Origin of the sequence: Rhizobacter sp. J219, assembly GCF_024700055.1 — a bacterium.
Taxonomy (GTDB): domain Bacteria; phylum Pseudomonadota; class Gammaproteobacteria; order Burkholderiales; family Burkholderiaceae_C; genus Rhizobacter.
Map to the genome: position 1 here is coordinate 4,453,782 of NZ_JAJOND010000001.1, position 23,396 is coordinate 4,477,177.

A 23,396-nucleotide genomic window follows, 5' to 3' on the forward strand; every position below is an offset into this window, starting at 1 on the left:
TCGTCCCGCTCAGGCCCTCTGGAACAGCAGCACGGCGTTCGATCCGCCAAAGGCAAACGAGCTGCTGATTGCCGCTTCGAGCTGAGGTGCCGCGAGCCCTGTTTCGGTGACAAGGTTGAGCGGGCAAGCCGGATCGGCCTCGGTCAGATTCGCGTTCGGCGGCAGCAGCCGCTGGTGCAGCGCCATGACCGTGAGCATCGCTTCGAGCGCACCTGCAGCTCCCAGCAAGTGGCCGTGCAAACCTTTGGTGGAGCTCACGCGCAGGCGGTCGATGTCGCCGCCCCACGTCTGCGCCAGGGCCTCGCATTCGATCGGGTCGCCGATCCGCGTGGCGGTGCCGTGTGCGTTGCAATAGCCCACGTCGCGCGGCTGCAGGCCGGCGCGGTTCAACGCGGCGCGCAAGGCACGGGCCTGGCCCGGCGCATCGGGTTTGGTGAGGTGGGTGGCGTCGGTGCTGATGCCCCAGCCACCGAGCGTGGCATAGCGCTTCGCACCTCGTGCCTTGGCACGCGCTTCCGATTCGATGACGAGGAAGGCCGAACCTTCGCCGAGTGCGAAGCCGGTGCGGTCAGCCGAGAAGGGGCGCACCGAGCGTGCCGCGCCTTGCGGGTCGGCCGCGTCGAAGCTGGCGAGCGTCTGCATCGCCTGCCAGGCGAGCACCACGCCGGGCACGATCAGCGCTTCGGTGCCGCCGGCGATGGCCACGTCGACCTCACCGGATTGCACGGCCTTGGCGGCTTCGGCGATGGCCACCGCCGATGAGGAACACGCCACGGAGTAGGTGATCACCGGGCCCAGCACCTTCTGGCGCATCGCGATGTGCGAGGCGGGCGCGTTGGGCATGAAGGCCGGCACGGTCAGCGGCGGCACGCGGTTGCTGGCGCCGCGGTAGGCGGCTTCGAGCGAGCCGGCGCCGCCCATGCCGCAGCCGACGTAGATGCCGATGCGCTCTGGGTCGCAGTCGGTGTCGTTGGCGTCTTTGATCGCAAGATCGGCCGCAGCCACGGCGAGCTGGCTGACACGGTCGACACCGGCGAGCTGCAGCTTGTTGAACCAGCGCGTCTGGTCGAAGGTGGTGATGGCTGCCGCGGTGGGCTTGGGCAGCTCGGGAAAGACCGCCTGCACGGCCGACTCGCCGCGCATCACCGCGGCGAAGATGGCCTCGGGGCTGTCGCCGTGCGGCGCGACGGCCCCCAGGCCGGTGATGGACAGCGAGATGGCCGTCATGCCGGCGTTTGCGCCGCCCTCACCTTGTCGACCACGAGGGCCAGCTCGGCCAGCGTGTCGACGTTGGAGTCGACGTCAGGCAGGTTGATGTGGAAATGGTCTTCCACCGCGAAAAGGAATTCGACGAGTGCGAGCGAGTCCAGGCCTTTTTCGCGCATGGAGGTGTTGGGGTCCAGCTCCGATGGGTCGATGCCGTACTTCTCGTGAATCAAATCCTGCAGTTCCTTCAGCGAACTCATCGTCAAACCCCTGTGTGGCGCGGTCTCCTCCGTGCGGGCAGGTGGCCCGTCACCCCTCCTCAGGGACCGATTTCATGTCAAAACTACTGTCGTCGGATGATATCCGCTGCGCCCCGGCCCACCGCGTCGGCAGACCAGCCTCCGGGTCGCCAGCGCAGGGAAAAGAGTGCAAAAGTGGTGCCCAGCAGCACCCCGGCAGCCGCGTCGAGCGCCACGTGCTGCTTGGTCGCGAGCGTCGAGTAGACGATGGCCAGGCACCAGAGCGCGTTGAGCAGTGTGGGCCAGCGCGGCGCGCCGATGTCGCGCAGCAGCCGGTGCAGGCAAATGGCGGTGAACACCGCCACTGCCACATGCATCGACGGGCAGGCGTTGCCCGGCGCGTCCACCCCTTGCAGCAGCGCGAAGCCGGGGTAGCTGGCGGCGTCGAACGGGCGTGGCGGCACGGCGGTGGGCCAGAAGTAGAAGATGGCCAGGCCGGTCACGCACAGGGCCGTGGCCCAGAGGCCGTGCACGATCAGCTGGCGAAAACTCGGCGCGAGCCCCGCCGGGATGCCGACGTAAAACCACAGCGTCAGGTAGGGCAGCAGCATCGCCGGCTGGAACGGCACCCAGCGGTCGAGCGCGGTCACCGGCATTAGCGTGACCGGGTAGGCCGGATGACGCAGCACCCAGAAGTAGCCGATGAAGAAGACCCAGATGAAGGCGGTGATGCCGACCGTCTTCAGCACGAAGTGCAGCCGCACCCGCGCCCACAGCTCGGCGCTCCAGCGGGTGGCGGGCGCCAGCGGGGAGACGACGAGGTCGGCGGGCGTGCTCATGGCATCAGGGCTGGAAGGGCGGCAGCCGCCGCAGGCGCCGCCACAGCAGGCCGGGCAGGCGCAGCCCGAACTCGATCATCAGGCGCAGGTGCATCCAGCTCAGCAGCACGTTGTCGCGTCCGTAGCGGAAATGCGAAACGCCGCCTTCTTCGGCCGACAGGTACTTCACCGGCGCATCGAGGTTGACCGGCTTCGCGCCGCGCCAGGCCAGGCGCACCACCGCCTCGGTGTCGAAGTCGAAGCGGCGCATCCAGGGCTGGCCGCGCATCACCGCGATCAGGCCGTCGACCGGGTAAACGCGAAAGCCGTAAAGCGAATCCCCCACGCCGGCCCCCAGCGTCTCGAGGTTGGTCCACCAGTTCGACACCCGCCGCCCGCGCACCCGCAAGAGCGGCGCCGAGGCGTCGAACACCGGCCGGCCGAGCACCATCGTGTCGGGGCGTTGTTGCGAGGCCTGCATGAACTGTGGAATGAGATCGGCCGGGTGCTGGCCGTCGGAATCCATGGTCAGCGCATGCGTGAACCCGGCGGCACGGGCCGCTTCCAGGCCGTGCAGCACCGCCGCGCCCTTGCCGCCGTTGGTGGGCAGCACGATCACGCGCAGGCCGGGGTCGGCGGCGGCCATCGCCTGCAGGCCGGCGGGGGTGCCGTCGGTGCTGCCGTCGGTGACCACCCAGACGGGGTTCCACTGCGCGCGTGCGGCCTTCACCGTTGCGTAGACCTGCGGGCCGGTGTTGTAGCTCGGGATGAGCACCACATGGGTGGTGGAAGGCCCGGCGCTCGTTGTGCTCATCGGCTCAGCTCCTGGCGGAAATACGCTTCCAGGCGCTGCGACAGGCCTTTGTGGTCGGCTTCGGGCGCAAAACGCTGGCCCAGGCGCACGTGATAGACCATGGGAAAGTGCGGTGGCTTCCACACCGGCCAGCCCTTGCCGAGGTAGCCGGTCGTGGTCTCGACGATCACCGTCTGGATCGGCACGCCGGCCTTGTGGGCGATCAGCGTGAGCCCGGGCAGGAAGGGGTTGACCGGCGGCGTGACGGTGCGCGTGCCCTCGGGGAACATCACCAGCTGGCCGCCCGCCTTGAGGTTGGCCACCGCGCCGCGCACCAGGCCAGCTGGCGGGTCGTTGCGGATGTAGCGCGCAAGGCGTGCACCGGCGCCCAGGAAGGGGTTCTGCATCAGGCTCGCCCGCATGATGCACACGCCACGCGGCACCCGCGCGACGACCAGCAACGCGTCGAGGGCCGTCGGGTGGTTGGGCGCGATGATGAGCCCGGCATCGCGGTTGAGCCCATCGATGCCGTCATAGCTCAGGCGCATCACGCCGGTGAGCTGCAGCCACCACCAGAAGAGCCGGTAGCCGCCGGCGATCGCGGCACGCCCGATGTCGCGCGCTCGCTCGCGCGGCAGGAAGGGATAGATCACCCAGCTGATGAGGTTCCAGCTCAGCGAGCCGATGCCCAGCAGCAGCAGCGCGAGATAGAAGAAAAACCCGACGACGACCTGATGCAGCAGTTTCACGGCTGTCGGTGTCCGGCGCGTGCGAGGCGGCATCGAGGCGACTGGGGGGCTGTCCAGGTCCCGGCGCCGGGCCGCCCCAAGCCGGGCCAAGCCCCTCGGGGGCAGGAGCGAAGCGACTGGGGGGCCTTCATCAATAGCGGCTCTCGACCATCGTCTCCGACGTGGCCAGCACCCACGACACCCCGAAGCCGACCGTCAGCGCCGAGTTGCGCTTGACCATCGGGCTGTCTGCATAGACCGCGCCGTTGAGGTTTTCCAGGCGCGCGAAGGCGCCGAACCAGGTGTGCCCGAAGCGCTTGGAGGTGGAGGCGATGGTCTGCCAGCCGGCATATCCGCCGCGTGCGCGGTAGGCCGGCCGGTCGGGCCGCGCGTAGGCCGCGTCGACCTGGTAGTACTGCTCGTGGTAGCGGCGGTTGGCAAATAGCGGCCCGGTGAGGAAGCCGATGTTCCAGCCGTGCGCCGGGTCCTTGAGGTCGAGGTTGAGGTTGGGCGAGAAGGTGGCGCCGCCGTAGCGCGGCGAGCTCTCCAGCGTGACGGCGCTGCGCAAGGGCAGGCGCAGGTCGAGCGTCCAGCGTTTGCGCACTTCCTGGTCGAGCGTGATGTTGAGGCTCGGGCCGACCTCGACGTTGCCGGGCAGGTCAGGCATGCCTTCGCGGTCGGGGTTGTCGCCGCGGGAAGGCGCTGCTGCGCCGAAACTCACATCGAGCTTGACCCGGGGCGAGTCGAAGAGCATCGCGCGTGTGCCGTCGCGGTCGGACCGCAGCCAGGTGCCGCGGTAGATGACGTAGGGCAGCGGCAGCAGGTAGTTGTGGCTCACGCCGGAGCCGCGGTAGTCGGGCAGGCGAATGCCCGAGGCGCCCAGGCCCAGTTCCCAGAGCGGCTTGAGGTTCTTGACCGGCGGCGGGGTGTCGTCGGCGGGCTTCGCCGCGTCGACGGTCGCTGCGTCGGCCGCATGGCTCGACACGGTCGCGACCGCCATGCCCGCGGCCGCCAGAAGCGCGAGCCAGGACCGGGCGCTCATGCGGCGCTCCGTGCGCCGGCAGCGACGAAACCGTGCGCTTCGATCTCCACCAGCAGTTCGGCGCGGCAGATGTCGGCGTTAAGGTAGATCGCGTCGCGTGCCGCCGGGCCCGTGGGGCCGACGGCACGCTCGAAGATCTCGCGCACCACCGGCAGGTCGACCGCGTGGCGCACGTACACGGTGTAGGCCATGTCGCTGGCCGCAAACGGCCGGCCGGCACGTGCCGTGGCGGCGTCGCGCACGGCGGCGAGGTTGGTGAGGCTTTCTTCGGTCTGCCGCCGCACGTCGCCCAGGTGCATGCTCTGGTGGCCCACGATGCTGGCGGTGCCCGAGATGAAGAGCGCCTGATGGCCTTCGCCCACGTCGGCCAGCGCGGCGCGCGAGAAGGTCGGGGCCCGCGGGCCGTAGGTGTCGGGGTAGCGGTAGGCACTGACCTGGCGCGGGTTCTCGATCGCCACCGGCGGTGTGCGTCCGGCGAGGAAGTACACCCGCAGCGGCCCGTTGTGCGTGCCCAGGGCGCAGGCGGCCGGCGAGCCCTCGAAGGCGCTGCGTTGCGCATCGAGGAAGGCCTGCTGGCGGCCTGCGTTGAACTGTCTGTAGCGTTCGCTGCCGTCGGTCTCGAGGTTGATGTCGGCCAGGTAGTTCCACACCCGCAGCAGGTGGGTGCAGGGGGTGGCGGCCAGCACCGCGAAGAGGTCTGCATAGACGCGCTGGGTGGCGGCGTGCACGCCGCCGTTGCGGTCGTCGACCGCGGCCCAACCATGCAGCCAGTGGCCGTTGGTCACGTACTGCACGCAGCCGTGTTGCTGCGCCTGCAGCGTGCCGCCGGTCGACCAGGCGTCGAGCAGGGCGCCGCGCGCATCGAGGGCCGGCGCCAGCACCGGCGCGGCGATGGCGTGTGCCGACGCGCCTACCCAGCGGCCGCCCAGCACGGCCGGCGGCGTGCTGTCGCCGGCCAGTCTCAGACGCTGGAAGCGGAGCGGCGGGGTGTCGGGACTGGGGCTGGCCTGCGAAGCAAGATCAGTGGTGGCAAGCGGGTTCATGCAACTGACGTGGGGGCTTCGGAAGGCGGGAGAAATCGAATCGAACAAGCCGCCTTCGCGAGTGCTCGCGACCGTGGAACGCGGCGGAAAACCGAGGGGGCATTGTAGCGGCCACCCCCCCGTGCCGCCCCGGCGTGGCGGCCGCCTATGTGGACCTTTGCACGATGTGCGCAAGGCGCGCCAGACGCGGGGCGACCATCGGTGTGGTCAGCATCGTGCTGGCCACCGCCATCAGCAGCAGCGCGGTGAAGGTTTCGCCGCTGATGAGCTTTTTTTGTCGAGCAGAACGTTGGCGAAGATGATCATCACCAGCCCCTTGGTCTGCAGCAGCCAGCCGATGAGGGCGCCTTCACCGGGTTCCCACTTCAGGATGCGCCCTGCCAGCCCGGTGGCGACCAGCTTGCCGATGACGGCGGCGGCCAGCATCGCGCCGGCCGCGATGAAGACCGAGGCGCCGCCCACCGTCCATTGCGTGCGCAGGCCGGTGCTGAGGAAGTACACCGGCGCGGCCACCAGCAGCACGTTGTGGCGCAGGGCGTCGAGCTGGTCCTGGTCGAACCAGTGGGTGTCGATGATGGCGCCGGCCAGGAAGGCGCCCACCATGAAGTGCAGCCCGGCCCAGTCGGCCGCGAAGCCGCACACGCCGAGCCAAATGAGGCCCACGTACCAGCGGTCGCGCTGCGGAATGCGTTGCATCAGCCTGCGAAAGAGCAGGCCGGCGATCGCGAAGCCGGCCAGGAAGAGCGCCTGTCGGCCGACCCGCTCCCAGTCCATCACGATGATGGCGAGTACGCCCCAGATCGCGATGTCGTCCAGGCTCGAATAGCGCAGGATGCGTTGCCCGAGCGGCTGGCGCAGGATGTCCATCTTTTCCATCAGGAGGATCAGCACCGGCAGCGCCGTCACCGCGCAGGCCATGCCCACACCGAGCACGAACTGCCAGCCCGTGGCCTTGGCGCCGAGCCAGCCCGGCCACAGCAGCATCACCGCCGCCACGGCGCAGCCGAGCGCGAGCGGCACCCCGAGCGCGAGGCCGGCGGTGATGCCGCTCTCGCGCCGGTGCTCCCAGGCTTTCTTCAGGTCGAGTTCGATGCCGGCGATCCACACGAAGAGCATCACCGCCCACCACGCCAGGCCGTTGAGCGACTGGATCACCGGCGGGCTGAAGACCTCGCGGTGCAGTTCGGGGAAGGCCGCGCCCAGCACCCCCGGCCCGAGCAGGATGCCGGCGACCGTCTGCACCACCACGAGCGGCGCGAAATAGTCGGTGCGCCCCAGCCGCCAGATCAGGTACGGCACGCTGAAGATGATCACCATGGCGATCAGGTAGTACTCGGTCGTGGTCATGCGGTCGCGCAGGCGTTTCGAGGCGGGCGGCAGTGTGCCACGCGCCCGTGCGGCGCGAGAGGGGCATGCCCGGCTCGCTACACTCCAACGGTTCGATTGGCAGCAGAGGAATTTCGCGATGGCACCCCAGCAGTTCACCGGCACCAGCCCAGACGTCGTGGTCATCGGTGGGGCCCCCGCCGGTTCGACCGTGGCTGCCCTCCTGGCCGACAAGGGCCATGACGTGGTGATGTTCGAGAAGGCGCAGCACCCGCGCTTCCACATCGGCGAATCGCTGCTGCCGATGAACATGCCCCTCTTCGACCGCCTGGGCGTGCGCCCCGAGATCGAGAAGATCGGCATCCTCAAGCTGGGCGCCGAGTTCGTCTCGCCATGGCACGACCACACCAGCCGCTTCTTCTTCGCCGAGGCGATGGACAAGTCCTTCCCGTACGCCGTGCACGTGCGCCGCTCGGAGTTCGACGAGCTGCTGTTCCGCCACGCCGCCAAGCTGGGCGCGCGTACCTTCGAGAACCAGCGTGTGCTCAAGGTCGACATGAACGCCGGCCAGGGCGGCGACATGCGCGCCCTGGTGAAGGTGAAAGGTGCCGACGGCACCGAGACCGAATGGCGCCCGCGCTACGTGATCGACGCGAGCGGCCGCGACACGCTGCTCGCCAACCAGTACGACGCGAAGGAGAAGAACCCGCGCCATGCCAGCGCGGCGATCTTCGGCCACTTCCGCAATGCCAAGCGCGCTCCCGGTCGGCTGGAGGGCAGCATCAGCCTCTTCTGGTTCGACCACGGCTGGTTCTGGTTCATCCCGCTGCGCGACGGCACCACCAGCGTGGGCGCGGTGGCGCACCCCGGCTACTTCAAGGAGCACCGCAAGGGCGCAAGCCTCGACGACTTCCTGATGCAGACCATTGCGCTCGCGCCCAAGCTCGCCGAGCGGCTGAAAGACGCCGAGATGATCGAGCCGGCCACCACCACCGGCAATTACGCCTACAACAGCAAGTTCTGCCGCGGCGACCGCTTCATCATGGTCGGCGACGCCTATGCCTTCGTCGACCCGATGTTCTCGTCGGGCGTGTTCCTCGCGATGAACAGCTCCTTCGAGGCTGCCGCCGGCGTCGACCTCTGGCTCCGGGGCGAGGAGCGGGCGGCCGCCAAGCAGTTCAAGCGCTTCGAGAAGGTGATGAAGCACGGCCCGGCGATGTTCTCGTGGTTCATCTACCGCATCACCTCGCCGGCCATCCGCAACATCTTCATGAACCCGCGCAACATGTGGCGCATGCAGGAGGCGCTCTTGTCCATCCTGGCGGGCGACCTCTTCCGCGACACGCCGGTGGGGCCGCGCCTGCTCGGCTTCAAGGCCATCTACTACGCCAACTGCCTCACCATCCTGCCGCAGGCCATCAAGACCTGGCTGTGGCGGCGTGCCAACCTGAAGAAGGTGGCCGATGAGAAGGTGGCCGGCGCCGTCTACCTGCAGGACCAGGGCGCACGATCCGAGTCGGCCTGAGGGCTTGCGCCGCCGCGGCACGCTGGCAGACTCGGGGGCATCGGTTTCGCCAACCCTTGAAGGAGCCCTCATGAAGCCTGTCGAATGTGGAAGCCGCCCCGCGGGCCGGCATGCGCTGGCCGTCGTGTTTGCCGCGGTCGTGGCCGCGGGATGCGCACAAAAAGGCGGCAGCACGCCCGAAAGCGCCCCTGCGCCGGCGCCCTCGGCCGCGCCGGCGGCTGCCGCACCGGCCGCCAATCCCAATGCCGGCAAGATCGGCCCGGGGATGAACGCGCAAGGCCAGGTGATCGATTCGAAGAAGGTCGAAGCCGGCTGGGGCCAGAAGGTCAAGGGACTCAACGACTGGGAAGGCGAGATCACCGGCAGGCCCGTGGCCGGCAGCAAGTTCAGCAAGCTGCAGATCGGCATGGGCCTGCGCGAGGCGCTCGACGCCGCCGGCCCGCCCACCGACCAGGGCGCCTACGTGAGCGGCAAGGCGTTCATCCCGTTCTACTTCGGCTCCGGCGGCACGCGCTACGAGGCGGCCTACAAGGGCCATGGCCGCCTGATCTTTGCCCAGGGCAGTCGCTTCAGCAGCAACTACTACCTGGTCTGGATCATCCACAGCGCCAACGACACCGGCTACCGCTGAGCTCGCGCGGCAGGTGGGCCAAGTCGTCGCCGGGCCGCCCCAAGACGACTTGCTCCCCTCGGGGGGCGGGCCGGGCGAAGCCCGGTCCTTGGGGCCGTCAGAGCTAGGCCTCGCCGAAGACGCTGTCGCGGCCCTGTGCCTTGGCGCGGTACATCCGGTGGTCGGCCAGGCGCAGCAGCTCCGACAGGCCGCCGGCCTGCTGCGGAAAGGTGGCCACGCCGAACGACGCCGTGAGCCGGAGCACGATGCCATCGGCCAGCACGCTGGTTGCCGCCAGCGTGGCGCGCCAGGTTTCGGCGCGCGCCAGTGCAGTCGCGTGGTCGGTGTCGGTCATCATCACCGCGAACTCTTCGCCGCCCAGGCGGCAGGCCAGGTCTTCGGCCCGTGTGGTCGCCACGAGCATGGTGCCCACGGCGCGCAGGGCCACGTCGCCCACCAGGTGGCCGTGTGCGTCGTTGATCGACTTGAAGTGGTCGAGGTCGATCATCACGAGCGACAAGGCACCGCCCTCGCGGCGCACCCGGTCGAGTTCGCGCTCGGCCACCTCGACGAAATGGCGCCGGGTGTGCACACCGGTCAGCTCATCTCGGATCGACTGCTCGTGCATCTGCGCATGCAGTTCGTTGATGCGCTCCAGTTGCGCTTCCAAACGCTGGTTGGCATCGCGCAGCGCCTGTTCGGCGTGCTTGCGTTCGCTCACGTCGCGGGTGATGCCGAAGTAGCCGATGTGCGTGCCGTCGTCGTCGAACACCGGCACTGACACCGTCTCGATCCACAGGCGTGAGCCATCCTTGCGGAAAAACTCGCCCTCGTGGCGGATCGGCTGCGTGTGCGCCAGCGGGTTGTCGCCCTCGCTGCGCGACGCGGCCATGCGCACGATCACGGCGCGGTACTCCGGCGTCATGAAATCGACCACCGAGCGGCCCATCAGCTCGCTGCGCGGGTAGCCCATCATGCGGCACATGTTGTCGCTGACGTGCACGAAGCGGCGCTCGACGTCGGACTCCCAGAAGCTGTCGCCGCTCGCGTTCACCATCGCCAGCAGGCGGGCTTCGGTGATGGGGCGCGGCTCGGGCGGAGTGTTACGACTGCTCATGGGGCCAGATGAAGGGGGCACTTGGCGCCGGCCGCAAGTTGCGGGCCACGGGACGGTGTGCAGGCCGTGAGTCTAGGCGCGCCCGGCCCGGAAATGTGCCCGTGGACTCCCTGAGCGCCCTGAAACCTTCTGAATCGTCGCGATGTGAAGAAACACCCTCGCGGCAGCCAAGGTTCTTTACCTCTTGCGGCGTCAGCCCGCCCCGCGGGGCGGTCGTTGAAGAGGCACGGGCGCCGCCTCCGGCGCCTGTTCAACGGAAAGGATCTCCACATGCTGAACCTCAAGACGCTCGTTTTCGGTGCCCTGATCGCCGCTGCTTCGGCCGGTGCAATGGCCCGGCCGATGGGGCACGGGTACGGGCATGGGCACGGCGGCTTCGACGACATCGACGCCCGCCAGGCCCGCCAGGCCGCGCGCATCGAAGCCGCCCTGCACGAGGGGCGCCTGAGCCGCCGCGAGTTCCGCTCGCTGCAGCGCGAGCAGGCGGCGATCCGCCGCTACGAGGCGGAGGCGAAGGCCGATGGTTTCGTCTCGCGCCACGAGCGGCGCGAGCTTCAGATGATGCTGGACCGGGCGAGCCAGCGCATTCGCAACAGCTGAGCGCTTGAAGCCGGCGGCGCGCACGACCTCGGCGCCGCTGCCGGCGCCCGCTCCGCACGGTCGCCTATTGGAAGGCCACCTCAGCAAAGCTCCTCAGCTTGCGGCTGTGCAGCTGGTCGACCCCTTGTTCGCGCAGCAGCTCCATCGCGCGGATGCCGATGCGCAAGTGCTGGTCGACGCGCTCGCGGTAGAAATGGTTGGCCATGCCCGGCAGCTTAATCTCGCCGTGCAGCGGCTTGTCGCTCACGCACAGCAGGGTGCCGTAGGGCACACGGAAGCGGAAGCCGTTGGCCGCGATGGTGGCGCTTTCCATGTCGAGCGCGATGGCGCGGCTCTGGCTGAAGCGCCGCTCCGGCGTGGTGTGCTGGTGGGTGAAGGGCAGCAACTCCCAGTTGCGGTTGTCGGTGCTCGCCACGGTGCCGGTGCGCATCACGCGCTTCAGCTCATAGCCCTTCAGCTGCGTGACCTCGGCCACCGCGTCTTCGAGCGCGACCTGGATCTCCGCCAGCGGCGGGATCGGCACCCACAGCGGCAGCTCTTCGTCCAGCACATGGTCTTCGCGCACATAACCGTGGGCCAGCACGTAGTCGCCGAGCGCCTGCGTGTTGCGCAGCCCGGCGCAGTGGCCGAGCATGATCCACGCATGCGGGCGCAGCACCGCGATGTGGTCGGTGATGGTCTTGGCGTTCGACGGGCCCACGCCGATGTTGACCATCGTGATGCCCGCGCGGTCTTCGCGCACCAGGTGGTAGGCCGGCATCTGCGGCAGCCGCGGCGGCGCCACGCGCAGCTCGTCGTCGGGCTGCGGGCCGAGGCCGGCGCGGCGCAGCACCACGTTGCCGGGCTGCACGAAGGCGCTGTAGCCCGAGTTCGCGTCGGCCATCATCTCGTGGCCGAGCTTGATGAACTCGTCGATGTAGAACTGGTAGTTGGTGAAAAGCACGAAGTTCTGGAAGTGCTCGGGCGCGGTGCCGGTGTAGTGGCGCAGGCGGTGCAGCGAGTAGTCGACGCGCGGCGCGGTGAAGAGCGACAGCGGCTGGCGCGGCTGCCCGTCGCTGCCGAGCGTCGGCACGTAGGTGCCGTTGGCGATGCCGTCGTCCATCGCGGCGAGGTCGGGCAGGTCGAACTGGTCGCGCAGCAGCGTGCGCCGCTCGGGCGGCATGCTGCCTTCTAGGTGGTCGTTCTCGGCCAGCGAGAAGTGCACCGGAATCGGTTGGCTGGACAGGCCCACTTCAAGCGTCACGCCGTGGTTCTTCAAGAGCAGGGTGAACTGCTCCAGGTAGTAGTCGTGAAAGAGGTCGGGGCGTGTCAGCGTGGTCTCGTAGGTGCCGGGGCCGGCCACGAAGCCGTAGGCCAGGCGTGAGTCGGCGCGCGCCACGGTGTCGGTATGCACGCGCAGGTAGGGGTAGCAGGCGCGCACGTGCTGCTGCAGGTCTTCGCCGCCGACGAAGCGCACCAGGCTGTCGCGCAGGTGGGCGATGCCCATGTCGTAGATGGTGGTTGCATGCGCCAGGGCGGCGGTGGCGTCGGTGAAGGAGCGGGCGGTGATCTGGGTGGGAGAGGCCATGAGCCGCATTGTGCGTCGTCTGCGGGGCTTGTCGCAGCGGTGTCATGGGCGGGTGCGTGCCGCCGCTACAGTGCCCGCCACAAGGAGACAAGCGCAATGTCAAACGCGTCGATCAAGGCCCCGATGGCGGGCACCGTGGTGCAGCTCGCGGTAGCGCCCGGCGAGGGCGTGCGTGCCGGCCAGCTGCTGCTGGTGCTCGAAGCGATGAAGATGGAGCACGAGATCCGCGCGGAGGTCGACGGCCAGGTGCTGCAGCTCACCGTCGTAGCCGGCGACACGGTCGGCGAAGACGAGCTGCTGGTCACGCTCGGCGCGGCGCAGCCTGCGCCGGTCGCGGCGCCTGCGGCGGCGGTGCAGCAGGCCACGCCGTCGGCGCTGCGTGCCGACCTGCAGGAAGTGCTGGACCGTCACGCCTTCACGCTCGATGCGAACCGCCCCGAGGCCATCGCCAAGCGCCATGCGCTCGGCCTGCGCAGCGCCCGCGAAAACATCGCCGACCTGTGCGACGCCGGCAGCTTCATCGAATACGGCGCACTCGCCTTCGCCGCGCAGACCCGCCGTCGCGAATCCGACGACCTGATCCGCAACACACCCGCCGACGGCATGGTGACGGGCATCGGCAGCATCAACGGCGCTCAGTTTGGCGAAGAGAAGTCGCGCTGCGTGGTGATGTCGTACGACGCGACCGTGCTCGCCGGCACGCAGGGCATGCGCAACCACGAGAAGACCGACCGCATGCTCGGCATCGCGCTCGAACAGAAGCTGCCGGTCGTGCTCTTTGCCGAAGGTGGCGGCGGGCGCCCTGGCGACACCGACGTGGCCGTCGTCGCCGGCCTGCACCTGCACACCTTCGCGAGCTATGCGCGACTGAGCGGCCAGGTGCCGGTGGTGGGCATCGTGGCCGGGCGCTGCTTCGCGGGCAACGCCGCGCTGCTTGGATGCAGCGACGTCATCATCGCCACGCGCGACAGCAACATCGGCATGGGCGGGCCGGCCATGATCGAAGGCGGTGGGCTCGGGGTTTACACGCCGGAGCAGGTGGGCCCGAGCGCGGTGCAGCACGGCAACGGCGTGATCGACGTGCTGGTCGACGACGAAGCGCAGGCGGTCGCGGTTGCCAAGCAGTACCTCGGCTATTTCCAGGGCCGGGTGGGTGAATGGTCGGCGGGCGACCCGCAGCAGTTGCGCCAGGCGCTGCCCGAGAACCGCGTGCGCGCCTACGACGTGCGCCAGGTGATGCACGGCGTCGCAGACAGCGGCTCCTTGCTGGAGCTGCGCTCGGGGTTCGGCGTGGGCATCCTCACCGCGCTCGCGCGCATCGAGGGCCGGCCCGTCGGCCTGATGGCCAACAACCCGGTGCACCTGGGCGGCGCGATCGACGCCGACGCCGCCGACAAGGCCGCCCGCTTCATGCAGCTGTGCAACGCACACGGCCTGCCCATCGTCTCGCTGATCGACACCCCCGGCTTCATGGTCGGCCCCGAGATCGAGGAGAAGGCGCAGGTACGGCATGTGAGCCGCATGTTCGTGACGGCGGCCCACCTGCGGGTGCCGTTCCTCGCGCTGGTGCTGCGAAAGGGCTACGGCCTGGGCGCGATGGCGATGGCGGCGGGCGGCTTCCACGCGCCGACGCTGACGGCCGCGTGGCCCACGGGCGAGTTCGGGGGCATGGGGCTCGAAGGCGCGGTGCGACTGGGTTACCGCAAGGAACTTGCCGCCGCGACCGAAGGGCCGGAGCGCGACGCCCTCTACGACAGGCTCGTGGCCGCGCAGTACGCACGCGGCAAGGCCATCAACATGGCGGCGATGCTGGAGATCGACGCGGTGATCGACCCGGCCGACACGCGCCACTGGCTGGCGCGCGGACTGGCCTCGTCTCGGGTCGGCGAGCGCCGCACGGCACCCGTCGACACGTGGTGATCAGGGCAGGGTGATCAGAGCGGCCGCTGCTCGGTCCGCGCCAGCGGCGCGTCCGGCCAATGGCGAGCCTGCAGCGACGGGTGGGCCGTTTCGTAGCCCAGCTCGGTGGGCACGATGGCGCCTGGCTCGGGGTCGGCTTCCGTGGCCGGCGGGTTGCCGCCGTAGTACCAGCGACGCACGTCTTCCACCCAGTCATCGTTCGGCATGGTCTGCTCCTGCGCTCTTCCGCGACCCCATCGGCGCGGCTGGTGCCATCGTGAAGCGGCGCGGCGTGGCCGACCATCAGGCGAACGAGCGAGCGCGTGTAGGCCGTGGCCTACAGCCGGCGGCGGCACGGCTTTTCGTCCTACGCGGCGCTGCGGCCGGGGCGGGCAGACGGCACCTGGCCGCCGCGTGACGATCCTGCTCCGTGAAGACAGCCCGAAGGAACGGGCCAGGAGCACGAACATGCGACAAGCTACCCAACACAAGCATCCCGTGGACCGCCTCACCGCGTCTCTGGCCGCCGGCTCGCTGGCCTGCCTGGTCGTCCTCGGTGGCTGCGGCCCGCAGGACGGCAGCCCCGTCAAGTCGAACGGCGCTCCGGTGCCCGGTGCACGCACCGCGCCAGCGCCGGAGCGGCCCGCCGCGCCGGTGGCCCTGCTCGGCGAAGTGCGCCACATCGAAACGCTGACCGAGCGGCCCAAGGGGACCGGTGTGGGCGCGGCGACCGGCGCCGTGATCGGCGGCGTGCTCGGCTACCAGGTGGGCGACGGCAACGGCCAGAAGGCCGCCACCGCCGCCGGCGCCATCGGCGGCGGCCTGCTGGGCAACAAGATCGAGCGCGACCGCAACACCCGCGTGGTGGGCTACAACGTGCAGGTGCAGCTCGACAACGGCCAGACGCGCACCTTCCGCCGCGACTCGCTGGGCGGCCTGCAGGTTGGCTCGCGGGTCAAGGTCGAGGGCGCAAGCCTCCAGCCAGCCTGATGACAAGGCCTGCGCCTGCGCGGGCGCGGTGCGACACTTCGACGGCCTGACCGGCCCAATGCCGGCAGGCCCGCAGCATGGCCATAGGATGGATGACCGCCCTCAAGGTGATCCCGTGGGGCGACGTGATCGAAGCGACCCCCGGCATCGTCAAGAGCGCCCGCAAGATCTTCACGCGCTCGCAACAGGCCGAAGAGGCCGCCACCGCGCCTGCGGCCGCGGGTGACCCAGGGGCGCGCATCGCGCACCTCGAAGCCAGCCTCGCGGAGCTGGCCGAGCAGCAGAAGGCCTCGGCCCAGCTGATCGAAACCCTGGCCGAGCAGAACGCCCGCATCGTCGAAGCGGTCGACACCTTGCGCGTGCGCACCCGCTTCCTCATCGCCGCCTGCGCCCTGCTCACGCTCGCATGCGTCGCCCTCGCGGTGTGGGGCCTGCGATGAGCCGCATCCGCATCGGCATCGGCGGCTGGACCTTCGAACCCTGGCGCGACAACTTCTATCCCAAGGGCCTCGCGCATGCACGCGAGCTCGAATACGCCGCCAGCAAGCTGACGGCGATCGAGGTCAACGGCACCTACTACAGCACGATGAAGCCGGCGACCTTTGCCAAGTGGCGGCAGGACACGCCCGAGGGGTTCGTCTTCTCGCTCAAGGCCAACAAGTTCGCCACCAACCGGCGTGTGCTGGCTGAAGCCGGCGAGTCGGTCGAGCGTTTCATCGGCAGCGGTCTCGCGGAGCTGGGCGACAAGCTCGGCCCAGTGCTGTGGCAATTTGCGCCGACCAAGAAGTTCGACCCGGTCGACTTCGAAGCCTTCCTCAAGCTCCTGCCGGCGAAGGTGGACGGCCTGCCGCTGCGCCATGTGATGGACGTGCGGCACGACAGCTTCAAGACACCCGAGTACCTGGCGCTCGCGCGGCGCCACCAAGTCGGCACGGTGTTCACCGACTCCGACGACTACCCGTCGTTCGCCGACATCACCGGCGACTTCGTCTACAGCCGCACGATGCGTTCGCGAAGCGACTTGCCGCAAGGCTTCGAGGCACCGGTGCTCGACCAGTTCGCCGCATGTGCAAAGCGCTGGGCGGCCGGCGGCGAGCCCGAAGGCGTGCCGCGTGTCGAGCCGCCGCAGCCGGCGGGCCCGCGCGACGTGTTCCTCTTCTTCATCAGCGGCGCGAAAGAGCGCAACCCGGCTGCCGCGATGGCGCTGCTGGAAAGGCTCTCGTCCGCGTGAAGCGGAGTGTGGGGCGTGGTGCGCCTGTTGCGGCCGGGGTGGATTGCGCCAGATCTCCGCTTCAGGCAGCCCCATCACCCCGAACGCGGCCGAGTCGCGCGGTGAATCGGCAACCCCGCCACGTCAAGCGTTGCACGCAGGATGACGCCGCTGACAGACTCCGTGCAATACAGCGTCTTGCGGTCAGGTCCCCCGAACGCGATGTTCGTCAACGACGCACCCGCGCCACTGCGCAGCACCAGTTCCGGCTCGGCACGATGGCTGAGCACCCAGCACAGGCCGAGCCCGGGGTTCGCGACGAGCACGCGCCCCGCCTCATCGACCGCGAGACCGTCCGGTCCGCTCGGTCCGTAGGACGTGAAGAAGGCACTGACCTTGGACACGCTGCCGTCGTCCAGCAGCGGCACGCGCCACACCTGGTTGCCGCGTGTGACACCCAGGTAGAGCACACGTTCGTCGGGCGACAGGGCCACGCCGTTGGGGCTGGGCACGTTCGACAGCAGCAGGTCGAGGCGACCGTCCGGCCGCAGCCGGTAGAGCCGGCCCGTCGGGTCGTGCAGGCCGGTCTGGCCCTGGTCGGTGAAGTAGAGGTTGCCCCGGGAGTCGAACACCAGGTCGTTCACCCCCTTGAAGCGCTCGCTGTTGCGGCGGTCGAGGTAGGGGCGGACCGAGCCCGTCGTCACGTCGCACGCCATCAGGCCATGGCGGTAGTCGGTGACGAGCAACTCACGCTCGTTGAGCCACTTCAGGCCGTTCGGCTCGCCCGCCCATTCGGCGACCAGGTCCCATTCGCCCTTCGGGTCGATGCGGAAGATGCGGCCGAAGGGAATGTCGCTCACGTAGAGGTTGCCGGCGGCATCGAAGACCGGGCCTTCGAGGAACGAGTCGGTCGCTTGACCGCCCCGGTTCGCATCCGCCCAGTCCGAGCGCACGCCGGTCCGGCGGAAGCGGTCGGGCAGGCGGGTGAAGACCTCCGTGTCGCGGACCTGGGGCGCCTGCAGGACGAACATCATTGCCGCTCGAACGCCGTGTTGGCTGCGACCTTGCCCCAGAACTCGGTGCGTTCGCGCAGGTCCTTCGCCAAGGTCGCGGCATCCCAGTAGCCGGGTTCCGAGGCAATGCCATCGGCAAACGCTTTCATGTCGGCCGATGCCATGGCCGTGGCGATCTCCTTCTGCAGCCGGTCGATCGCAGCCTGCGGCGTGCCCTTGGGCGCCCACAGGCCGGTGAAGTTCATGAGGCCTGCGAACTTCAGCCCCGCCTCGTTGAAGGTCGGCACCTCAGGCAGCTGGGCGAGCCGCTTGGAGCCGCTCACCGCCAGCAAGCGGGCCTTGCCGCCTTTCACGTGGCCCATCACGCCGGGTGTCGACGCCACCTGGAAGTCGACGGTGCCGGAGAGCATCGCCATCGTGGCCTCGCCCGCCCCCTTGAACGGCACGTGCAGGAACCTGGCGCCGCCGGCGATGCCCAGGGCCTCGCTCACGAAGTGCGGCGTCGAGCCGGCACCACCGGTGCCATAGGTGACCTGGCCGGCGCTCGCCCTGGCGCCGTTGATCAGGTCGGCGAGCGTCTTGTACTTCGACTCGGAGCGAACCACGACGCTCATGGGCGCGAAGACGTAGGCGCCGACCGGGACGAGGGCCGTGTCGTAGTCGAAGGGCAGCTTGCGCACGATGTGCGGCAGCAGCGCGTAGGTGGTGTCGTTCGCGACCAGCGTGTAGCCGTCTGCCGGGGCCTGCACCGCCGTTGCGATGCCGATGGTGCCGGCCGCGCCGGGCTTGTTCTCGACGAAGAAGGTCTGGCCGGTCTGCTCTTGCAGCTTGGCCGCCATCTTGCGCGTGACGACATCGACCGCGCCGCCCGGCGGGTAGGGCACGATGATGCGCACCGGCTTGGCCGGCCAGGCTTGTGCACCAGCGGCGGTGGAAACCACCAGGGCGACGGCGGCCAGCATGTGGCGGATGAGTTGTCTCATGGTTCTTCTCCTGCGGGCTCAGCCGTTGAGCACGGCGAGCGCGTTGCGGGCCGCGGCGACGCCCATCTTCACGTAGGCGTCGGAGGTGACGCCGCCGACATGCGGGCTGAGCGTGATGCGCGCCTCGCCGTGGAACGGGTGGCCGGCCGTCATCGGCTCGACGGCAAAGCTGTCGAGGCCGGCGCTCGCGACATGGCCGCTGCGGATGGCGGCCAAGAGCGCCGCTTCATCGATGAGGCCACCGCGTGCGGTGTTGACGATGATGACGCCCTGGCGGCAGGCCGCGAGCGTCTGCGCGTTCAGCAGCCTCCCGTTGTCCGCGGTCAGCGGGCAGTGCAGCGAGATCGCGTCCGACTCCCGCCAGAGTGTCGACAGGTCGACACGTTCGACGTATGCGGGCACCTCCTTGGCATAGGGGTCGTGGCCCAGCACACGCATGCCCATCGCATCGGCCATGCGGGCGAAGCGCAGGCCGATCGCGCCGAGGCCGACGAGGCCGACGGTGCGGCCCTCGAGCTCGACGCTCTTGTGGGTCGACTTGTCCCAGTGGCCGGCGTGCATGCGCTCGTTCAGCGCCACGACCGACTTGGCGCAGGCCAGCAGCAAGGCGAGCGCGTGTTCCGCCACGGCGGCCGCGTTGGCGCCTGCCGCGGCCACCACTTGGATGCCGCGCGCCGCCGCGGCGGCCTTGTCGATGGTGTCGGTGCCGCTGCCGTGCTTGGAGATGACCTTCAAGCTCGGCGCGGCGTCCATCGCGGCCGCGCCGACCTTGCCGTAGCGCACGATGATGGCCACCGGGTCGTGCTGGCGGCACAGCGACACGATGTCGTCTTCGGTCGGCGCCTTGCCGGCGTAGACGATCCTGTAGTCATTCAGCAAGGCGAGGGCCTGTTCGGCCAGGTCGTTGCCGGTGACGAGGAAGGTGGGCTTGGCGGCGCTCACAGCGACTCCCCTTCCTTCAGCACGCCGGCGGTCCGCAGGGCACCGTCCAGCCACGCGGGGCGCAGGGCCTTGCGGCTCTTGATGTCGGCGATGCGCTTCGTCTCGGCGGCCACCTTCTCGGCGGCCAGCGGCAGCATCGCGGCGGCCTTGTGGCGCTCGATGACGGTGATGCCGTCTGCATCGCCGACCACCAGGTCGCCCGGGTTCACCGTCACGCCGCCGATCGAGACCGGGTGGTTGACACGCCCGGCCACCGACTTGGTCGGGCCGTTGGGGTTGAGGCCGGCGGCATACATCGGGAAGCCGAGCTCGCGGATGGCCTCGCTGTCTCGCACCGCGCCGTCGATGACGACGCCCGCGATGCCCAGCGCTGCCGCCTGCTGGCACATGATCTCGCCCATCAGGGCGCTGCTCAGGTCGCCCTTGCCGTCGACGACGATCACGTCGCCCGGCTTGGCGAGCGCCAGCGCCGCATGGATCATCAGGTTGTCGCCCGGGCGTACCTCAACCGTCAGGGCCGGCCCCGCGAGCCGCATGCTCGGCGCCAGCGGCGAGATGCGGCCGTGCAGCGCGCCGCGGCGGCCGGCCACGTCGGCAAAGATCGACGAGGGGAACTTCGCGGCCTGCTCCACGACACCGGCGTCGACGCGCTCGATGTCCTTGATCACGTCCGGCAATGCAGCGGCTTGACTCATGAGAATCTCCTTGGGGAAACGGGGGAAAGAAGGGAACGCGCGTCAGTCGATCCGTGCGCCGGAATCCTTGACGACCTTGCCCCAGCGCGGGATCTCGGTCTTGATCAGCGCGGCGAACTCATCCGGCGTGCCACCGGCCGCATCGGCGCCTTCGTCGCCGAGTCGCTTGCGCAGCTCGGCGGCCTTGAGCGCCTTGTTGAACTCGGCATTCACCTTGGCCACCACATCCTTGGGCGTGCCAGCGGGCGCGAGCAGGCCGAACCACGTGACGGCGTCGAAGCCCTTGTAGCCCGACTCGTTGATGGTGGGCACGTCCGGCAGGTCGTCCACACGGGCGGCGGAGGTGACCGCCAGCGCGCGCAGCTTGCCCTGCTTGATCTGCCCGAGCAGCGTGGGCACCGACGACATGTACAGCTCGACCGTGCCGCCCACCACGTCGGTCAGCGCCTGCGCGGCGCCCTTGTAGGGCACGTGCTGCGTCTTGATGCCGGCGGCCTTCTGGAAGAGCTCCGGAGGTCAGGTGCGCCACCGTGCCGTTGCCGGGCGACGCGAAATTCAGCTGGCCCGGCTTGGCCTTGGCCGCGGCGGTCACGTCGGCCAGCGTCTTGTACTTGGAGCCGATGCCCGTGACGAGCACGAGCGGCGCCTGCGCGAGCAGCACGACCGGCACCAGGTCCTTCTGCGGGTCGTACGGCAACTTGGCGTACAGCGAGGGGTTGATCGCCAGGTTGCTGGTCTGCCCGAGCACCAGCGTGTAGCCATCGGCTGGCGACTTGGCGACGCTGTCGACGCCCAGGTTGCCGCCGGCACCGGGCTTGTTGTCGATCACGAAGGTCCAGCCGGTGGCCTTGGACACACGCTCGCTGGTCTCGCGCGCAATGATGTCGGTGCCGCCGCCCGGAGGGAAGGGCACAACGATGCGGATGGGCTTGGAGGGCCAGGCCTGCGCCAGGGCGCTGCCGGACATGAGCGTGGCGGCGAAGGCCAGCACGAGGCGTCGTGATGCTTGCATTGAATGTCTCCTGGTGTGCGTCGAGCCGGACCACCTCCTGTCGGGGCGGGGTGGTCATCTGTCTGCAGTATTGGCGCCGCGAGATGTACAGTCCAATCGATTCTTTCTTCTGATTCATTCATGGAGCTTTTGCAATGGATCTGCGAGACCTGCGCTACTTCGAGACGATTGCCGAGTTGCAGCACCTGGGTCGAGCGTCCACCCGGCTCCACCGGTCGCAGCCGGCCCTGACCAGCAGCATCCGCCGCCTGGAGACCGCCTGCGGCGCCGCGCTCTTCGAGAAGGCCGGCCGCGGCATCAAGCTCACCGAGGCGGGCCACGTGCTGCTCAAGTGGGCGCAGCGCATGCGCTTCGACGTGGAAGACGCCAAGCGCGAGTTGTCGTCGATCGGCGCAGGCCTGACCGGGCATGTGCGCCTGGGCGTGGTGCCGACGGCGGCGCAGTTCCTGCTGCCCGCGGTCGCGCGCCAGTTGCTGAAGGAAGCGCCCGACGTGACGCTGCACACGGTGGTCGGGCTGATCGCCATGCTCAAGCCGCAGCTGCATGCGGGCGAGCTCGACCTGATGGTGGCGACCGAAAGCGCGCCCGATGCGGGCTACGTGTCGCAGGTGCTGTCGGAGGACATGATCGTCGTGGCCGCGAGCGAGCGCCACGAGGTGTTCCGCAAGGCCAAGAGCCTCAAGGACCTGGTGGCGTATCGATGGGCCCTGCAGCCGCCGGGGTTGCCCACGCGGGACTGGCTGGACCACACCTTCGACCGCAAGGGCCTGCCGCGGCCCCACGTGCAGGTGGAGACCACGAGCCTCATCAGCCTGCCCGCGCTGATCGTGCAGACGGGGCTGCTGAGCTTCATCTCGCGGCACCACCTGCAAGGGCCGAGCCGCATCCCCGGGCTGAAGGAAGTGCCGATCACCGGCGCCACGATGCGGCGCCGGCTCGTCGTGACCTACCGGGCCAACAGCTTCCTGTCGCCGGCGGCGAAGCGGCTGATCGAACTGTTCCTGCGCTCGGCCCCTGCGGACTGAGAGGTGGGCAGGTGACGCGGCGCGGCTTCAGTCGAGCTTGATGCCGGCGTCGCGGATCACGGCGGCCCAGCGCTGCGAGTCAGCCGCCTGCCGCTGCGCCAGCTGCGCCGGCGTGCCGTCGACGACCGTGACGCCGAGCTTCTCGAAGCTGGCCGCGACGCTGCGGTCCTGGAGGATGCGGCTCACCTCCTGGTGCAGGCGCTGCACGATCGCGGCGGGTGTCTTCGCCGGCACGTAGATCGCCTGCCACTGCTCGACGACGAAATCCTTGAAGCCGGCTTCCGTCATGGTCGGCACGCTGGGCAATGCCGGCATCCGGCTCGCCGACGTGACGGCCAGGGCGCGCAGCTTTCCGGACTGCACGTGCGGCAGCGCGGCGGCGATGGGCGCGAACATGAAGGTCACCTGGCCGCCGATCACGTCCTGCAGCGCCGGCACGTCGCCCTTGTACGGCACGTGGGTCATCGTGGTCTGCGATTGCAGTCGCAGGAGCTCGCCCTGCATCTGCAGGATGGTGCCGTTGCCGCCCGAGGCGAAGGCCACGCTGCCCGGCTTCTCCTTCGCGGCGGCGATGAGCTGCGCCACCGAGGTGTACGGCGTGGTGGCGGCGTTCACCACCAGCAGGTGCGGCACCGTGCCCACCAGCGACACCGGCTCATAGGCCTTGGCCGGGTTGTAGGGCAGCTTCATCAGATGCGGGACGATCGCCTGCGGGCCGATCGAGGTGCCCAGCACGGTCTGGCCATCCGGTGCCGCGCGTGCCACGAAGGCGCCGCCGATCGTGCCGGTGGCGCCGGCCCGGTTGTCGACGATCACCGTCGTCTTGAGGGCTTCGCCGAGGCGTTGGGCGATGGTACGCCCGAGGATGTCGGTGGTGCCGCCCGGCGGATAGGGCACGACGTAGTTGAGGGTGCGCCCGGGCCAGGGATCCTGCGCGATGGAGATCGCGGGTGCACAGAGGGCCATGACGAAAGCGGCGGCGAAGCGCAGGGGCAGGCGAGGGTTCATGGGAG

The 23,396-nt window shown here is 69.4% G+C and carries 22 protein-coding genes and 3 pseudogenes; 8 read left to right on the top strand and 17 right to left on the bottom strand.

Annotated features, from left to right (window positions below; translation table 11 throughout):
• Positions 1 to 9: 9 nt before the first annotated feature.
• The 8 genes and pseudogenes from LRS03_RS21155 to LRS03_RS21190 all read right to left on the bottom strand — a co-directional run bounded on the left by LRS03_RS21155 (position 10) and on the right by LRS03_RS21190 (position 7,216).
• On the bottom strand, positions 10 to 1,227 hold the full coding sequence (locus tag LRS03_RS21155; protein WP_257827946.1) for a beta-ketoacyl-[acyl-carrier-protein] synthase family protein: 1,218 nt from the start codon (positions 1,225 to 1,227) through the stop codon (positions 10 to 12).
• The gene (locus LRS03_RS21160; protein WP_201806514.1) at positions 1,224 to 1,466 is read right to left on the bottom strand and encodes an acyl carrier protein; all 243 of its coding nucleotides are present in this window, start codon (positions 1,464 to 1,466) and stop codon (positions 1,224 to 1,226) included. Before LRS03_RS21160 ends, LRS03_RS21155 begins: the two co-directional genes overlap by 4 nt.
• 83 nt (positions 1,467 to 1,549) lie before the next feature.
• Entirely contained in the window at positions 1,550 to 2,284 is a 735-nt protein-coding gene (locus LRS03_RS21165; RefSeq protein ID WP_257827948.1) for a phosphatase PAP2 family protein, read from the bottom strand.
• A 4-nt stretch (positions 2,285 to 2,288) separates the two neighbouring features.
• The gene (locus LRS03_RS21170; protein ID WP_257827949.1) at positions 2,289 to 3,077 is read right to left on the bottom strand and encodes a glycosyltransferase family 2 protein; all 789 of its coding nucleotides are present in this window, start codon (positions 3,075 to 3,077) and stop codon (positions 2,289 to 2,291) included.
• Positions 3,074 to 3,805 carry a lysophospholipid acyltransferase family protein gene (locus LRS03_RS21175; protein WP_257827951.1) on the bottom strand — a complete coding sequence of 244 codons (732 nt, stop codon included), beginning with the start codon at positions 3,803 to 3,805 and terminating at the stop codon, positions 3,074 to 3,076. Before LRS03_RS21175 ends, LRS03_RS21170 begins: the two co-directional genes overlap by 4 nt.
• Positions 3,806 to 3,935: 130 nt before the next feature.
• On the bottom strand, positions 3,936 to 4,826 hold the full coding sequence (locus LRS03_RS21180) for a MipA/OmpV family protein (protein ID WP_257827953.1): 891 nt from the start codon (positions 4,824 to 4,826) through the stop codon (positions 3,936 to 3,938).
• The gene (locus LRS03_RS21185) at positions 4,823 to 5,869 is read right to left on the bottom strand and encodes a chorismate transformation FkbO/Hyg5 family protein (RefSeq protein ID WP_257827955.1); all 1,047 of its coding nucleotides are present in this window, start codon (positions 5,867 to 5,869) and stop codon (positions 4,823 to 4,825) included. Before LRS03_RS21185 ends, LRS03_RS21180 begins: the two co-directional genes overlap by 4 nt.
• Positions 5,870 to 6,014: 145 nt before the next feature.
• Positions 6,015 to 7,216: pseudogene (locus LRS03_RS21190) on the bottom strand (cation:proton antiporter).
• Between the two features lie 118 nt (positions 7,217 to 7,334).
• Between LRS03_RS21190 and LRS03_RS21195 the strand changes: the two are divergent.
• Positions 7,335 to 8,720 (top strand): NAD(P)/FAD-dependent oxidoreductase, encoded by a 1,386-nt coding sequence (locus LRS03_RS21195; RefSeq protein WP_257827958.1) that lies wholly within the window; start codon positions 7,335 to 7,337, stop codon positions 8,718 to 8,720.
• A 70-nt stretch (positions 8,721 to 8,790) separates the two neighbouring features.
• A complete protein-coding gene (locus LRS03_RS21200) occupies positions 8,791 to 9,351 on the top strand; it encodes a hypothetical protein (protein ID WP_257827959.1) in 561 nt (186 codons plus the stop codon).
• Between the two features lie 103 nt (positions 9,352 to 9,454).
• Here LRS03_RS21200 and LRS03_RS21205 read toward each other — a convergent pair whose 3' ends face one another.
• On the bottom strand, positions 9,455 to 10,447 hold the full coding sequence (locus LRS03_RS21205; RefSeq protein WP_257827960.1) for a sensor domain-containing diguanylate cyclase: 993 nt from the start codon (positions 10,445 to 10,447) through the stop codon (positions 9,455 to 9,457).
• A gap of 270 nt (positions 10,448 to 10,717) precedes the next feature.
• Between LRS03_RS21205 and LRS03_RS21210 the strand changes: the two genes are divergently transcribed.
• The gene (locus LRS03_RS21210) at positions 10,718 to 11,047 is read left to right on the top strand and encodes a hypothetical protein (RefSeq protein WP_257827961.1); all 330 of its coding nucleotides are present in this window, start codon (positions 10,718 to 10,720) and stop codon (positions 11,045 to 11,047) included.
• A 64-nt stretch (positions 11,048 to 11,111) separates the two neighbouring features.
• Here LRS03_RS21210 and LRS03_RS21215 read toward each other — a convergent pair whose 3' ends face one another.
• Positions 11,112 to 12,614 carry an AMP nucleosidase gene (locus LRS03_RS21215; protein WP_257827962.1) on the bottom strand — a complete coding sequence of 501 codons (1,503 nt, stop codon included), beginning with the start codon at positions 12,612 to 12,614 and terminating at the stop codon, positions 11,112 to 11,114.
• Positions 12,615 to 12,695: 81 nt separating this feature from the next.
• Between LRS03_RS21215 and LRS03_RS21220 the strand changes: the two are divergent.
• A pseudogene (locus LRS03_RS21220) lies at positions 12,696 to 14,534 on the top strand (carboxyl transferase domain-containing protein); the annotation flags it as partial.
• A gap of 14 nt (positions 14,535 to 14,548) precedes the next feature.
• Here LRS03_RS21220 and LRS03_RS21225 read toward each other — a convergent pair.
• Positions 14,549 to 14,740: a hypothetical protein gene (locus LRS03_RS21225; protein ID WP_257827964.1), complete on the bottom strand. Its 192-nt coding sequence runs from the start codon at positions 14,738 to 14,740 to the stop codon at positions 14,549 to 14,551.
• A 271-nt stretch (positions 14,741 to 15,011) separates the two neighbouring features.
• Here LRS03_RS21225 and LRS03_RS21230 point away from each other — a divergent pair, with 271 nt between their 5' ends.
• The 3 genes from LRS03_RS21230 (at position 15,012) to LRS03_RS21240 (ending at position 16,734) form a co-directional block, all read left to right on the top strand.
• A complete protein-coding gene (locus LRS03_RS21230; protein ID WP_257827966.1) occupies positions 15,012 to 15,503 on the top strand; it encodes a glycine zipper 2TM domain-containing protein in 492 nt (163 codons plus the stop codon).
• 92 nt (positions 15,504 to 15,595) lie between these two features.
• Positions 15,596 to 15,943, top strand: a complete 348-nt coding sequence (locus tag LRS03_RS21235) for a hypothetical protein (protein WP_257827968.1) — start codon at positions 15,596 to 15,598, stop codon at positions 15,941 to 15,943.
• The gene (locus LRS03_RS21240; protein ID WP_257827969.1) at positions 15,910 to 16,734 is read left to right on the top strand and encodes a DUF72 domain-containing protein; all 825 of its coding nucleotides are present in this window, start codon (positions 15,910 to 15,912) and stop codon (positions 16,732 to 16,734) included. Before LRS03_RS21235 ends, LRS03_RS21240 begins: the two co-directional genes overlap by 34 nt.
• 74 nt (positions 16,735 to 16,808) lie before the next feature.
• Here LRS03_RS21240 and LRS03_RS21245 read toward each other — a convergent pair whose 3' ends face one another.
• From LRS03_RS21245 to LRS03_RS21265, 5 genes and pseudogenes are all read right to left on the bottom strand, one after another.
• Positions 16,809 to 17,744: an SMP-30/gluconolactonase/LRE family protein gene (locus tag LRS03_RS21245; protein WP_257829622.1), complete on the bottom strand. Its 936-nt coding sequence runs from the start codon at positions 17,742 to 17,744 to the stop codon at positions 16,809 to 16,811.
• Complete coding sequence (locus LRS03_RS21250) at positions 17,744 to 18,709, bottom strand: Bug family tripartite tricarboxylate transporter substrate binding protein (RefSeq protein WP_257827970.1); 966 nt, start codon at positions 18,707 to 18,709, stop codon at positions 17,744 to 17,746. The genes LRS03_RS21245 and LRS03_RS21250 overlap by 1 nt, the downstream gene beginning before the upstream one ends.
• 18 nt (positions 18,710 to 18,727) lie before the next feature.
• Positions 18,728 to 19,651, bottom strand: coding sequence for an NAD(P)-dependent oxidoreductase (locus tag LRS03_RS21255; protein WP_257827971.1), 924 nt, complete (start codon positions 19,649 to 19,651; stop codon positions 18,728 to 18,730).
• Complete coding sequence (locus tag LRS03_RS21260) at positions 19,648 to 20,346, bottom strand: RraA family protein (RefSeq protein ID WP_257827973.1); 699 nt, start codon at positions 20,344 to 20,346, stop codon at positions 19,648 to 19,650. The genes LRS03_RS21255 and LRS03_RS21260 overlap by 4 nt, the downstream gene beginning before the upstream one ends.
• 42 nt (positions 20,347 to 20,388) lie before the next feature.
• Positions 20,389 to 21,358 (bottom strand): annotated as a pseudogene (locus LRS03_RS21265) (Bug family tripartite tricarboxylate transporter substrate binding protein).
• A 134-nt stretch (positions 21,359 to 21,492) separates the two neighbouring features.
• On the opposite strand from LRS03_RS21265, the gene LRS03_RS21270 reads away from it, so the two are divergent.
• Positions 21,493 to 22,383, top strand: a complete 891-nt coding sequence (locus tag LRS03_RS21270; RefSeq protein WP_257827974.1) for a LysR substrate-binding domain-containing protein — start codon at positions 21,493 to 21,495, stop codon at positions 22,381 to 22,383.
• Positions 22,384 to 22,410: 27 nt separating this feature from the next.
• Here the strand turns inward: LRS03_RS21270 and LRS03_RS21275 are convergent, their stop codons facing one another.
• Positions 22,411 to 23,391: a Bug family tripartite tricarboxylate transporter substrate binding protein gene (locus LRS03_RS21275; RefSeq protein WP_374685068.1), complete on the bottom strand. Its 981-nt coding sequence runs from the start codon at positions 23,389 to 23,391 to the stop codon at positions 22,411 to 22,413.
• Between the last annotated feature and the right edge of the window lie 5 nt (positions 23,392 to 23,396).

Bases quoted from the DNA above. Each gene is read 5' to 3' on its own strand.
- LRS03_RS21200 (WP_257827959.1), top strand. From the start codon at position 8,791: ATGAAGCCTGTCGAATGTGGAAGCCGCCCCGCGGGCCGGCATGCGCTG.
- LRS03_RS21250 (WP_257827970.1), bottom strand. From the start codon at position 18,709: ATGAGACAACTCATCCGCCACATGCTGGCCGCCGTCGCCCTGGTGGTT.
- LRS03_RS21275 (WP_374685068.1), bottom strand. From the start codon at position 23,391: ATGAACCCTCGCCTGCCCCTGCGCTTCGCCGCCGCTTTCGTCATGGCC.
- LRS03_RS21270 (WP_257827974.1), top strand. From the start codon at position 21,493: ATGGATCTGCGAGACCTGCGCTACTTCGAGACGATTGCCGAGTTGCAG.
- LRS03_RS21210 (WP_257827961.1), top strand. From the start codon at position 10,718: ATGCTGAACCTCAAGACGCTCGTTTTCGGTGCCCTGATCGCCGCTGCT.
- LRS03_RS21260 (WP_257827973.1), bottom strand. From the start codon at position 20,346: ATGAGTCAAGCCGCTGCATTGCCGGACGTGATCAAGGACATCGAGCGC.
- LRS03_RS21155 (WP_257827946.1), bottom strand. From the start codon at position 1,227: ATGACGGCCATCTCGCTGTCCATCACCGGCCTGGGGGCCGTCGCGCCG.
- LRS03_RS21225 (WP_257827964.1), bottom strand. From the start codon at position 14,740: ATGCCGAACGATGACTGGGTGGAAGACGTGCGTCGCTGGTACTACGGC.
- LRS03_RS21235 (WP_257827968.1), top strand. From the start codon at position 15,596: ATGACCGCCCTCAAGGTGATCCCGTGGGGCGACGTGATCGAAGCGACC.
- LRS03_RS21195 (WP_257827958.1), top strand. From the start codon at position 7,335: ATGGCACCCCAGCAGTTCACCGGCACCAGCCCAGACGTCGTGGTCATC.
- LRS03_RS21245 (WP_257829622.1), bottom strand. From the start codon at position 17,744: ATGTTCGTCCTGCAGGCGCCCCAGGTCCGCGACACGGAGGTCTTCACC.
- LRS03_RS21240 (WP_257827969.1), top strand. From the start codon at position 15,910: ATGCGTCGCCCTCGCGGTGTGGGGCCTGCGATGAGCCGCATCCGCATC.
- LRS03_RS21185 (WP_257827955.1), bottom strand. From the start codon at position 5,869: ATGAACCCGCTTGCCACCACTGATCTTGCTTCGCAGGCCAGCCCCAGT.
- LRS03_RS21170 (WP_257827949.1), bottom strand. From the start codon at position 3,077: ATGAGCACAACGAGCGCCGGGCCTTCCACCACCCATGTGGTGCTCATC.
- LRS03_RS21205 (WP_257827960.1), bottom strand. From the start codon at position 10,447: ATGAGCAGTCGTAACACTCCGCCCGAGCCGCGCCCCATCACCGAAGCC.
- LRS03_RS21215 (WP_257827962.1), bottom strand. From the start codon at position 12,614: ATGGCCTCTCCCACCCAGATCACCGCCCGCTCCTTCACCGACGCCACC.
- LRS03_RS21180 (WP_257827953.1), bottom strand. From the start codon at position 4,826: ATGAGCGCCCGGTCCTGGCTCGCGCTTCTGGCGGCCGCGGGCATGGCG.
- LRS03_RS21165 (WP_257827948.1), bottom strand. From the start codon at position 2,284: ATGAGCACGCCCGCCGACCTCGTCGTCTCCCCGCTGGCGCCCGCCACC.
- LRS03_RS21160 (WP_201806514.1), bottom strand. From the start codon at position 1,466: ATGAGTTCGCTGAAGGAACTGCAGGATTTGATTCACGAGAAGTACGGC.